Origin of the sequence: Qipengyuania pacifica, assembly GCF_019857205.1 — a bacterium.
Lineage (GTDB): Bacteria > Pseudomonadota > Alphaproteobacteria > Sphingomonadales > Sphingomonadaceae > Qipengyuania > Qipengyuania pacifica.
Window position 1 is genome coordinate 72788 of record NZ_JAHWXO010000010.1, and the last position, 11817, is coordinate 84604.

At 62.9% G+C, this 11817-nt stretch carries 12 protein-coding genes and 1 tRNA gene; 6 read left to right on the forward strand and 7 right to left on the reverse strand.

The annotated features are described in order from the left end of the window. Positions 1-79: 79 nt before the first annotated feature. Both KYK83_RS14510 and KYK83_RS14515 read right to left on the reverse strand, forming a co-directional pair. Complete coding sequence (locus KYK83_RS14510; RefSeq protein WP_222828789.1) at positions 80-385, reverse strand: PepSY domain-containing protein; 306 nt, start codon at positions 383-385, stop codon at positions 80-82. A gap of 69 nt (positions 386-454) precedes the next feature. After that, a complete protein-coding gene (locus KYK83_RS14515; protein ID WP_248284486.1) occupies positions 455-1174 on the reverse strand; it encodes an SIMPL domain-containing protein in 720 nt (239 codons plus the stop codon). A 126-nt stretch (positions 1175-1300) separates the two neighbouring features. Between KYK83_RS14515 and KYK83_RS14520 the strand changes: the two genes are divergently transcribed. The 3 genes from KYK83_RS14520 (at position 1301) to KYK83_RS14530 (ending at position 5337) form a co-directional block, all read left to right on the forward strand. After that, complete coding sequence (locus KYK83_RS14520) at positions 1301-2866, forward strand: amidohydrolase family protein (RefSeq protein ID WP_222828791.1); 1566 nt, start codon at positions 1301-1303, stop codon at positions 2864-2866. Positions 2867-2959: 93 nt separating this feature from the next. Beyond that, on the forward strand, positions 2960-4765 hold the full coding sequence (locus KYK83_RS14525; protein WP_222828792.1) for an ABC-F family ATP-binding cassette domain-containing protein: 1806 nt from the start codon (positions 2960-2962) through the stop codon (positions 4763-4765). Next, complete coding sequence (locus tag KYK83_RS14530) at positions 4762-5337, forward strand: uracil-DNA glycosylase family protein (protein ID WP_222828793.1); 576 nt, start codon at positions 4762-4764, stop codon at positions 5335-5337. Before KYK83_RS14525 ends, KYK83_RS14530 begins: the two co-directional genes overlap by 4 nt. Before the next feature lie 24 nt (positions 5338-5361). On the opposite strand, the gene KYK83_RS14535 is transcribed toward KYK83_RS14530, so the two are convergent. Next, on the reverse strand, positions 5362-5943 hold the full coding sequence (locus KYK83_RS14535; RefSeq protein ID WP_222828794.1) for a glutathione binding-like protein: 582 nt from the start codon (positions 5941-5943) through the stop codon (positions 5362-5364). 114 nt (positions 5944-6057) lie between these two features. Then, positions 6058-6531: a DUF6456 domain-containing protein gene (locus KYK83_RS14540; protein WP_196845854.1), complete on the reverse strand. Its 474-nt coding sequence runs from the start codon at positions 6529-6531 to the stop codon at positions 6058-6060. 92 nt (positions 6532-6623) lie between these two features. On the opposite strand from KYK83_RS14540, the gene KYK83_RS14545 reads away from it, so the two are divergent. Both KYK83_RS14545 and KYK83_RS14550 read left to right on the forward strand, forming a co-directional pair. After that, positions 6624-7196: a helix-turn-helix domain-containing protein gene (locus KYK83_RS14545; protein ID WP_222828795.1), complete on the forward strand. Its 573-nt coding sequence runs from the start codon at positions 6624-6626 to the stop codon at positions 7194-7196. Continuing rightward, complete coding sequence (locus KYK83_RS14550; protein WP_222828796.1) at positions 7193-8383, forward strand: glycosyltransferase; 1191 nt, start codon at positions 7193-7195, stop codon at positions 8381-8383. The genes KYK83_RS14545 and KYK83_RS14550 overlap by 4 nt, the downstream gene beginning before the upstream one ends. Here the strand turns inward: KYK83_RS14550 and secF are convergent. From secF to yajC, 3 genes are read right to left on the reverse strand one after another with little or no spacing between them, the layout of a single operon-like run. After that, a complete protein-coding gene (gene secF / locus KYK83_RS14555; protein WP_222828797.1) occupies positions 8380-9357 on the reverse strand; it encodes a protein translocase subunit SecF in 978 nt (325 codons plus the stop codon). The two genes, KYK83_RS14550 and secF, sit on opposite strands and share 4 nt — an antisense overlap. 13 nt (positions 9358-9370) lie before the next feature. Continuing rightward, a complete protein-coding gene (gene secD / locus KYK83_RS14560) occupies positions 9371-10969 on the reverse strand; it encodes a protein translocase subunit SecD (RefSeq protein ID WP_196845850.1) in 1599 nt (532 codons plus the stop codon). 18 nt (positions 10970-10987) lie between these two features. After that, a complete protein-coding gene (yajC, locus tag KYK83_RS14565) occupies positions 10988-11311 on the reverse strand; it encodes a preprotein translocase subunit YajC (protein ID WP_103025153.1) in 324 nt (107 codons plus the stop codon). Between the two features lie 202 nt (positions 11312-11513). Here yajC and KYK83_RS14570 point away from each other — a divergent pair. Continuing rightward, positions 11514-11590 (forward strand) — tRNA-Pro (locus KYK83_RS14570). Positions 11591-11817 lie beyond the last annotated feature (227 nt).

An 11817-nucleotide genomic window follows, 5' to 3' on the forward strand; every position in this document is an offset into this window, starting at 1 on the left:
TAATTTATCACGCGTTTCGTTCATGTAGATGAACGCGTCAACATGAACGGGGTTTCAATGGGAATGCCGCGCGGCCCGTTTAGCGGCTGCGCCGCAGCACCTTGCCGGTGCGTGCATCCACATCGACATACATGACCCGCCCGTCCTTGATGAACTTGAGACGGTACGCCATCGCAGCGGAATCGTAAGCCGGGCCGAGGTATTCGGCGCCGCGCATGCTTGGCAGAACCCGCGCCTCGATCTCCCGCAGTTGCAGGATGTTGCCCGCGCTCATTTCCCGCCGCGCTTCGCCCTGTTCGGAGCGACGCTGCGCAAAGGCAGGTTCGGCCATTATCGGACCGGCGACCAGCCCGAAAGCGAGGAGAGAGGCAAAGATGCGCTTCATGATGCGACCATGCCTATCCCGCCAGCATTGAACAAGGTGTGAATGCTGGCGGGGTAAGCCCGTTAAGTCTCAGCGAGTCATCTCGAATTTAACCGTCAGCGAGACCATCGTGCCGACGAGGCCGGGTTCGACCGGGGTCGGCGCGGCGCTCACGTCCATCATCTTGCGTTCGGCCGACTGGGCGTAAGGCATGGGCGGGCCGGCGGCGACGGATTCGTTGATTTCGAGCAGGCGCACGCCGGAAAAGCCCGACCAGCGTGCATATTCCTCGGCCTGCGCACGCGCCTTGTCGAACGCGGCCTTACGCGCCTGTGCACGGGCGCCGGTATCGTCGTCGAGCGAGAAGTTCGGGCCATTGATATCGGTCGCCCCGGCAGCAACCAGCGCGTCGAGCACCTCGCCTGCACGCGGCACTTCGCGCAGGGTGACATTTACCCGGTTCGATGCCTGATAGCCGCGGAAGACCTGCCGGCTCGTGCTCTGATCGTAATCGTATTGCGCGCTCAGGTTGATGCCGGTGGTCTGGATGTCCTTATCCTTGATGCCCAACGCCTTGATGCGATCGATCACCGCATTCATCTCGCGGGCATTGGTACGCATGGCTTCGACCGCGGTGCTCGCCTGGCTGGTGACACCGGCACCGATATCGACGATATCGGGTTTGGCATCGACGCTTTCACTGACCGACAGTTCGACAACCGGGCCCTGCGACTGGATCTGGACCTCTGCCGCCTGTGCACTGGAGGCGATAGCCGCAGCAGCCAAGGCAGGAATTGCGTAACGGATCATCAAAATACTCCTCATTGTTCGGACGGTTAGTCGGCCTTTCGGCTTTACGGCTTGCTGAACAGATGTGTTCCCACTTTCCTCTGCGCGTCGTTGGCGCTAGCCCACCGGACCAAACGTGGGGGACACATGAAAGTCTGGAAAGTCGCACTCGCCGCATTGGCCACCATCGGCCTGCAACCGCTCGCTGCCCAAATGGAGCGTGTGCCCGACCGGGCATCGGACGAAGGCGAAGGCCCGTTCGGCAAGCTGCTGATCCGCGGCGCGACGGTTATCGAAGGCAGCGGCGCCCCGCCCGCAGGCCCCGTGGACATCATGGTCGAAGGCAATCGCATCGCCGCGCTTTACCCCGGCGGTGCGCCCGATAGCGAAGCGCAGGGCGCCCAGCGCGTGGTCGATGCCGCGGGCATGTATGTGCTGCCCGGTTTCGTCGATGTGCACGGCCATAACGGGGATGAGGGCAAGGCGGCGCAGCCATCCTATGGATACAAGCTGTGGCTGGCGCACGGCGTCACAACCGTACGCGGCGTGAGTTTTTACTTTGGCCCCGGCACACCCGACCTGTCGGACGCCAGCCGCAGCGCGGCCAACACGATTACCGCACCGCGCCTGATCCCCTACATCGTGTTCGGGGACAAATGGTCCGGCGGTAATCCGGACACGCCTGCAAAGGCGCGCGAGTGGGTGCGCTGGGCGAAGACACAGGGCTATTGGGGGGTGAAGTTCTTCAACTCCTCCAGTCCCGAAGTGCTGGGCGCGGCGCTCGACGAAGCGAAGAAGCAGCAAATGGGGACTGTCGCCCATCTGGCGCAGACCGGTGTTGCCGAAGTGAACGCCCGCACGGCCGTGGAACTGGGCCTCGGCGGCGTGACGCATTTCTACGGCCATTTCGAAAGCCTGCTGAAGGACGGGCTGCCCTATTATCCCGAGAATTATAATTACTTCGACGAGCAGTCGCGCTTTGCGTGGGTGGCGCAGCTCGCTCCGCAGGCAGTCGAGCCAGGCAGCGAGAAATGGGACGAATATATCGATTTTCTCGTCGACAGCGGGGTAACCCTCAGCCCCACATTCAACATCTATTCCGCCAGCAGGGACGTGATGGCGGCGAAGACGCGTGACTGGCACGCGAAATACACGATCCCGTCGCTGATGGATTTCTACGCCCCCAGCGCCACCAATCACGGCAGTTATTACAAGGACTGGACCACCGAGGACGAGGTCGCCTGGCGCAAGTTCTACCAGAAATGGTTCAAGCTGACGAAGGAGTTCCACGAACGCGGCGGGCGGGTCACTGCCGGATCCGATCCGGGCTATATCTATCAGACCTGGGGCTTTGCCTATATCGGCGAGCTGGAGATGCTGCGCGAGGCCGGCTTGTCGCCGCTCGCCGTGATCCGCGCAGCGACCATCGACGGTGCGCGCGAAATCTACGAGCCGCGCGGCGAAGCGCCGCCGATGGGCCGGATCGCCGTGGGCCAGCTGGCCGATCTGGTGATCGTGCCCGAGAATCCGCTGGCCAACTTCAAGGTATTGTACGGGACCGGCCATACGCGCCTCAATCGCGAAGACGAGACGATCGAGCAGGTCGGCGGCGTGCGCTGGACCATCAAGGACGGCATCATATACGACGCGCAGCAATTGCTCGCCGATGTTGCCCGCATGGCCGACGAGCAGCGGGCAGCAGCTCAGCAATAAGTCGCCGGGAGCCAATCGTTCTCAGGCTCCCACAACTGACCTTATCGGTGAAGGCTTGCCGGACCGCCCCTGCGCGACTACCTCGCGCGGCCTATGGCACAGCCCCCAATTCTCAGCCTCGAAGGCATCGCCCTGCAACAGGGCGGCAAATGGCTGTTCGGCGGGCCCGATCACGATCCGCTGGACCTGCATATCGGCCCGCGCGACCGCATCGCACTGATCGGGCGCAACGGGGTGGGCAAGACCACGCTGTTTCGCATGATCGACGGGCAGGTCGAGACCGACGCCGGCATTCGCAAGACCAAGCCAGCCCTGCGCGTCGTGCTGCTCGAGCAGGACCCGGACCTGACCGGTCATTCCAACTTGATGGACTGGGCATTGGCGGGCGAGCATGCCCCGCAGGAACATGAGGTCGAGGCCATTGCGGGCCAGCTTGGCATCGACATGAGCCGCGAAACCAAGGGCGCGAGCGGCGGCGAGAAACGCCGGGCCGCCATCGCCCGCGCGCTGGCGCAGGACCCCGATCTGCTGCTGATGGACGAGCCGACCAACCACCTCGATCTGGGTGCAATCGACTGGCTGGAAAGCTGGCTGGACAGGTACAAGGGCGCCTTCGTCGTGATCAGCCACGACCGGACTTTCCTCAAGCGGCTGACCCGCACGACCCTGTGGCTCGACCGTGGCAATCTGCGGCGCAAGGAAGTGGGTTTCGGCGGCTACGAAGCCTGGGAAGAACAGGTCTATGCCGAAGAAGCCCGCGCTGCGGACAAGCTGGACGCCAAGCTAAAGCTGGAAGCGCACTGGCTGGAACGCGGCGTGACCGCCAGGCGCAAGCGCAATCAGGGCCGGCTGGAAAAGCTCGGCCAGATGCGCGCGCAGCGGGCCTCAATGATTACCGCTGCCGGCACTGCCAAGCTGCAACTGGCGACCGAAGCGGAGTTCAAGTCGAAATCGGTGATCGCGGTGCAGGATATCACCAAGTCCTATGGCGAGAGGACGATCATCAAGCCGTTCAGCCTGCGTATCCAGCGCGGCGACCGGATCGGTATCGTCGGCGCAAATGGTGCGGGCAAGACGACCCTGCTGAAGATGCTGACCGGCGAACTGGAACCCGACAGCGGAACGGTCGATATCGCCAGGACGCTGACCGGCGTGATGATCGACCAGCAGCGCCAGTTGCTCACCGCCGACAAGACGGTGCGACAGGTGCTGGCCGAAGGCGGCGACTGGATCGACGTGCGCGGCGTGCGCAAGCATGTGCAGGCCTATCTCAAGGACTTCCTGTTCGATCCCAAGATCGTCGAGATGAACGTGTCCGTCCTTTCCGGCGGCGAGCGCAGCCGCCTGCTGCTGGCGCGCGAATTCGCCAAGGCATCGAACCTGCTGGTGCTGGACGAGCCGACCAACGATCTCGATCTCGAAACGCTCGACCTGCTGCAGGAAGTCATCGCCGATTACGAAGGCACCGTGCTGATCGTCAGTCACGACCGCGACTTCCTCGACCGGACGGTTACCATCACCCTGGGCCTCGACGGCACGGGCAATGTCGATGTTGTCGCCGGTGGCTACGAAGACTGGATGGCCAAACGGCAGGCACCAATTACCGGCAAGACTCGTAGCGGTGGAAGCGATAACAAGGCTTCGCCCCCTGCCCCCCCACCGCCGAAATCGACCAAGCTGTCCTACAAGGATCAGCGCGATTACGAACTGCTGCCAGCGCGCATCGAGGAACTGGAGGTGGCCATCGCCAAGGGCGAGGAAATACTGGCGGACCCCGATCTCTACACGACAGACCCACAGAAATTTGCCAATATTTCCAAGGGTATCGAGAACGCCCGCAATGAAAAGGATGCGGCGGAAGAGCGCTGGCTGGCTCTCGCCGAACTGGTCGAGGGATGAGCCTGAAGGCGGAGATCGCGGCCTGCCGGATCTGCGCGGAACATCTGCCGCACGGGGTGCGGCCCGTTGCCAGTTTCTCGTCCACTGCGCGGCTGCTCATCATCGGGCAGGCGCCGGGCAGCAAGGTCCACGAAAGCGGCATCCCCTGGGACGATGCGAGCGGTGACCGGCTGCGCGAATGGACGGGGTTGTCCAAGGGCGAAATGTACGATCCCGCCCGCGTGGCGCTGGTGCCGATGGGCTTCTGCTATCCCGGCAAGGCAAGCGGCGGCGACAAGCCCCCTCGCCCCGAATGCGCCGCGACATGGCACGCTAGGGTGCTGGCCGAATTGCCGCAGGACCGGCTGACCTTGCTGGTCGGCACATACGCGCAGCGCGCCTATTTACCGCAAGCCAGAAACTGGACGATGGCGGAGCGCGTGCGCCGCCATCGCGAATTCCAGCCGGATTTCATTCCACTGCCGCATCCCGCATGGCGCAGCACGCTGTTCATGCGTCAGCACCCGTGGTTCGAGGAAGACCTCCTTCCCATCGTACGGGGCAGCGTGGCTGCAGCGTTGAGCGGCGCTTGAAGTCGGCCGCGCAACGCCGTTACGTCAAAGCATGCCTTCGGCGCTCATGGCCTTGTTGACCGCGTCGCGCTGCTTGTTGCGTTCGCGGTAATCGACCAGCGATTGCGGCAAGTCGACATCGAACTTGTCGGCCCACAGCAGGGTAACGAACAGATAATTGTCCGCCACCGTCGGGCCATCACCGACGAGCCAGTCTTTTCCATCCATCAGTTTTTCGGTCAGGCGGTAGGTTTCGGCCAGCTTGTCCTTGGCCTTGGCCTGACGATCGTCCGTGTCCTGTCCGAACAGCGGGTGATAGCCGCCGTGAATCTCGGTGCCGATAAAGCCGATCCATTCGAGCAGCTTGAAGCGGTCCTTGCCGGAGGGGAGCGCGTCGGTCTTTTCCGCGACATAGGTCAGGACAGCGGGGTTTTCCGTCAGCAGATCGAACTCGTCGCTTGAAATGGCAGGCACGTAGCCGCGCGGGCTGATTGAATAGAAATCGGTGCCATCCTCGGTCTGGTGCTTGCCCAGATCGACCTTCACCGTGTCGTAATCACCGCCCCATTCTTCGAGCGCGATGTGGGAAGCGAGACTGCAGGCGCCGGGCGAATAATAGAGTTTCACGTTCAATTCTCCTTCAATTCCTGTCAAAGCAACGTCCCGCTTCCCTGCTTGGTCCTGAGTTTCTGCCGTTCATTTTCGAGCCGTGAAGTTGACAGGTTGACACTGTCCTGACGGTCAGGCGATCCGATAGAATTGTGCGACCCGATCGAGCGCCAGCGAGAGCACCAGTTTCCCGCTTCGCACCGGCCATGCCAGCGCCTTTTCCGCAGCAGGCAAACCTTCCCCCGCACAGGCGACGCGCCACAGGATGTCGCACAGACCCGGGCCTGCTTCGGCCATGGCGCCATCGAAGCGATCCTTGGCAGCAATCTGGCGTTCGGATTCCGTGAGACCATGGCCGCACGATCCGTTGTCCACCCTGACCGGATCCCAGCGCATGGTGACGGATGGCGGCAATTGTGCGCGTTCGTAATCGGTGCGCAGGCGTTCTCCGGCATCGAACTGGCGATCGGTCAGATGACCGCGCGAATGCAGCCAGGTGAGCGGGCTTTCGGCAAGATTGACGGTTACGCTGCGACGGCCGGAGACTGCCCCGCCCGTGCGCCGCGGGCCTGCTGACGTGAGTTCGCGTTCGACGAGATTACGCATCGGATTCTCCACTGTGAAAATTCCGCCTTGCGCGCTCCCGGTTCCTGTAGGAAAGTGAAAAAACCAAATCGGTTATCAAGGGGAGTGACCGAGTGATCAATCGCATCCGCGACATTCGCAAGCAGAAGGGCATGACGCTGGCCGATCTGGCCGAAGCGTGCGATCCGCCGACCACGCCGCAGACCGTCGGGCGGCTGGAAACGGGCATGCGGAACCTGTCGCTGAAATGGATGGAGCGGATAGCTGCCGCGCTGGATGTCGAAGCCGACATGCTGGTCCGCAGCGAACGGGCCGGTCACCCGCAAATCGTGGCGAAGCTGGCGAAGGACGGACCCGAAGCGCTTTCCAGAACCCGCGATGCGATACTGTCTACCGATCTTGGCGGGGACGGTGCGCTGATGGTGCTCGACGTCGATTATCCGCACGGCGAATATCGCCCGGGCGACCAGCTCTGGCTGCGCCAGCTGGACCCGGAAGATGCCGGCCGCGCCATCAACCGCGATGTACTGGTGCCGAAAAAGGGGGGACGCTTCGCCTTCGGGCGGCTGATCGACCGCCGCGGCGAACTGCTGGGAATACTGCCGCCCGGACAGGGACAGAAGCAGGATGTGATTAAGGATGCCCCCTGGATCGCGGTGGCGGAAATGCTGGTGCGCACGCTGTGAAAACGCCCAAGACGCGCCGCGTCCTTTCGCTGTCGACGCTGTTTCCCAGCCCTGCCCAGCCCCGGTTCGGCATTTTCGTGGCGCGGTCGCTGGAGGCGCTGCAGCGCGATACGCAGTGGGATGTGACCGTGATCAATCCCATCGGCCTGCCGCCGGTCGCATTGGGGCGATATCGGGAACTGGCTGCTGCGGCACAGGATAGCGAAGATTTCGGCATTTCCATCCATCGTCCCGTGTTTCGCCTGATCCCCAAGATCGGCGGGAGGTTGAACCCGGCTTTGATAGCGCGCGCGGTGCTGCCCCTTGTCCGGCGGCTCCACGCGCAAAATCCGTTCGACCTTGTCGATGCGCAGTTCTTCTATCCCGATGGACCCGCCGCGATGATGATCGCGCGCGATCTGGGGCTGCCCTTCACTGTGAAGGCACGCGGATCGGACATCCATCACTGGGGCGCCCGCCGATATGGCCGCGACGCGCTGCTCAAGACTGCCAGGGCCGCCTCCGGCGTGCTTGCCGTATGCAAAGCGCTGGCGGACGATATGGCGATGCTCGGCATGGAGCGGGAGAAGATCCGCGTTCACTACACGGGGCTGGACAGGGACCTGTTCCGGCCGATGGATCATGCAGGGCTGCGTGCGCGGCTGGCGCAGACCTTCGACGTCCCGCTGACGAATGGCGACCTGCTGCTGGTTACCGTCGGCGCGCTGATCGAGCGGAAGGGGCAGGCGCTGGTCATCAAGGCGCTGGCGCATCTGCCCAAGGGGCGGTTGCTGCTGATCGGCAAGGGTGAGGACCGGGCAAGCCTTCTGGCGCTGGCCCGGGATGTGGGCGTGGCCGACCGTGTCCACATGCTCGGCAGCCTCGACCCGGCAGTGCTGCCGCCGCTGCTCTCCGCTGCCGATGCCATGGTCCTGCCGTCTGCCAGCGAAGGACTGGCGAATGCGTGGATCGAGGCGCTGGCCTGCGGGACGCCGATCGTCATTACCGATGCGGGCGGCGCGCGCGAAGTAGTGACAACGCCAGATGCCGGGGTGATCGTGGCGCGCAATTGCCGCGCGGTGCGCGAGGGGATCGAGCTGGTGACCGCCCGCCCCCGCTCACCCGAAAAGGTGGCGGCGGCGGTCGATGAATTCAGCTGGGCGGCAAACGGCAGGGCGCTTGCCGCCTATTACGACACGCTGGTCTAGACGACGCCGCGCGCCTTCTTTTCCTGCTTGTCGGTCGCCGTTTCGGTGGGGACGAAGCTGTCGCTGGTCACCCCCAGCCACACGAGGATCGGTGCCGACATATAGACCGAGCTGTAAGTACCCACGAACAGGCCGAGGGTAATGCCGGCAACCATGCCGAACAGGCTGGCCGGGCCGAACAGCAGAAGCGGGATCAGCGCGACGAACAGCGTCAGCGAGGTCATCACCGTACGGGCGAGAGTTTCGTTGACCGAGAGATCGAGCAGTTCCGGCAACGGCATCTTGCGGAATTTCTTCAGGTTTTCGCGGATGCGATCGTAGACGACGATAGTGTCGTTCAGCGAATAGCCGATGATCGCCAGAATGGCCGCGATGATCTGCAGACTGAATTCCATCTGGAACAGGGCAAACATGCCGAGAGTCAGACTGACGTCGTGGAACAGTGCGAACAGGGCTCCCACACCGAATTGCCATTCGAAGCGGATCCAGATGTAGAGCGCAATGGCGACCATTGCGGCGAGCAGCGACAGAAGGGCTTTCTCGCGAAATTCGCCTGACACCTTGCCGGACACGTTGTCGTTACCGTCGAGCCGGAAGTCCGAATAATCGCTCTGCAGCGTGCTGACGATGTCGTTGGCCGCCGCCTGCGCGGCTTCCTTGTTGGCCGACACATCATCAGGCAGGCGCACGCGGATCGATACCTGGTTGTCCTCGCCGAAACGCTGGACCACCGGATCGCCATATCCCAGCGTGTCTACCTTTTCGCGCAGTTCGCCGACAGGGGCTTCCGCGCTTTGGGTAAAGGTTGCCCGCACTTCGAGGCCACCGGCGAAATCGACGCCGTAATTGAGGCCCTTGGTGAGAACCAGCGCCCAGCTTGCGGCGATCAGCAGGATGCTGACCGCGAAGAAGGGAATGCGCCATTTGAGGAACTTGATGTTGGTGTCGTCGGGGACGAGCTTGAGCAGTTTCATATCCTCGCCCTTCCTAAAGCAAGATGTCTTTGGGCTTGGCCTTGCGCAGCCATCCGGCGACCCACATGCGGGTCAGCGTGACGGCGGTGAAGACCGAGGTGAACAAGCCGATGACCAGCACCACCGCAAAGCCGCGCACCGGACCGCTGCCGAACAGGAACAGCAGGACACCCGCGATGAAGTTGGTGATGTTGGCATCGTAGATCGCGCGGCTCGCCTCGCGATAACCGGTTTCCACGGCTGCCACGACACGCCGCCCGCGCTTTCGTTCTTCGCGAATACGCTCGTTGATGAGCACGTTCGCGTCCACCGCGGCGCCGATGGTCAAAACGAAACCGGCGATACCGGGCAAGGTCAGCGTCGTGCTCAGCGCCGCCATGATGCCAAGCAGCATGGCGATGTTGATGACCAGCGCAACCGTCGCATAGACGCCGAAGCGGCCATAGCTGGCGATCATCAGCAGGATGACCAGCAAGGACCCGAGCCCCATGGCGAGCATGCCGCGCTGAATCGAATCGGCGCCGAGATCGGGACCGACCGTACGTTCTTCGATCACGGCAAGGTCGACCGGCAGTGCGCCCGAACGCAGCGAAATTGCGAGCTGGTTGGCCGTTTCGACCGTGAAGCCGCCCGAGATCTGCGCCGTGCCGCCACGGATCGGTTCATTGATGTTGGGCGCCGAAAGCACCTTGTCATCGAGAATGATGGCAAAGGGCTTGCCTGCGTTTTCCGTCGTCAGCTTGGCAAAGCGGCGGCCGCCGTCGCTATCGAACTGGATCGTTACGACCGGTTCGTTGGTCTGGGCATCGAAGCTCTGCTGTGCGCCGGTCAGGCTGTCGCCACGGATGCCGCCGAGACGGCGAACGGCGAGCGACGTGCCGGCGAAGTCCGACGTTTCCGAATAAGGGAAGATTTCCGATCCCGGAGGCGCAAGACCCTGTTGCACATCGCTCGGCAGGGCATTCTGATCGACCAGTTTGAATTCGAGCTTGGCCGTCTGGCCCAGCAGCGCCTTGAGTTCTTCGGGATCCTGCAGGCCCGGAACCTGCACCACGATGCGGTCATCGCCCTGACGAATAATGGTCGGCTCGCGCGTGCCGAGTTCGTCGATACGCTTGCGCACCACTTCGGTGGCGCTTTCCATCGCATCGCTGACCGCCGTGTTGATCCCTTCCTGCGTAGGCGTAAGGATCATGCGATTGCCGTCTTCGACCGCCATATCCCATTCGCGGACCAGGCCGGTTCCGTTGATCGACGGCAGCAGAAGTTCGCGCGCGCGATCGATCTGGGAAGGATCGTCCAGCACGAAGCTGAGCCGTCCGTCACGAGTCGAAACGTCGCCGATGCGGATCCGCGGTTCGGCGTTGCGCATGGTGTTGCGCACGTTTTCTTCCATGTTGTCGAGGCGCTGCGTGGCTACCTGCGACGCATCCGCTTCCAGCAGGATGTGGCTACCGCCTGCAAGGTCGAGGCCGAGGTTGACCATCGGGTCGGGCAGGAAGTCGGGCCAGCGTACACTGGTTGCGGACAGCAGCGAGGGCAGCGCGGCGGCGACGCATAGCAGCGTCACCACCCACAACCAGACTTTACGCCAGGTAGAAAATTCGAGCATGGAAGGTTGCGCCCCTGCTTAGTCGTTCGCGGCCGGTGTGCTGCGCGAGGACAGCACTTCACCGATCGTGTTGCGGACCGCCTTGACGGTCATGCCCTTGGCAAGTTCGACATGCACGAAATGCTCGTCCACCTTGGTGATCTTGCCGACAAGACCGCCTGCCGTAACCACTTCGTCGCCCTTGGCGAGGCCGGCAACACGTTCGCGGTGCTGCTTCTGCTGGCGCATTTGCGGACGCAGGATGAGGAACCACAGGATCAGGAGCATGCCGAGCGGCAGCACCCAGCCGGTCCATGCCGGTGCTGCGGAAGCACTTCCGGCGGCGGCGAGAATATCGATCATCGAAGGTATACCTGTAGGAAATTGCAGTATCTGTCGGGTCCGCAATTGGGTGACGCCTGCCCGCTGTTCAAGCGGTCGGGCACCTTCCATATGCGGAAGTGCGGCGCGGTTAGCAGTATTGCGGTGCCGGGGCAACGAATTGGCGGCGAAGTACGCTTGCCATGCACAGACACGGGCCCTATAGGGCCGCCTCCACTGGTTTCGGGATGTAGCGCAGCCTGGTAGCGCACCATACTGGGGGTGTGGGGGTCGCTGGTTCGAATCCAGTCATCCCGACCAGTGGTTTCCCCCCTTTCACGATCATTTCATGCAGCGCTTCAAGTGCGTCCGGCCATACCGCCACCCCGGTATCGGCGCGGGTCTTTGCGCGGCTGTATTCCGAAGCAGCCGGTCTAGCCAACGGATGCGCGCGCGCCCAATCGCACGATATGTTAAGCGGGTGGTGCGAATGTAAGGATCGCGTTTACCATCGCGTCGCGCGGCAAGCTTACGCAAAAACGCGTATG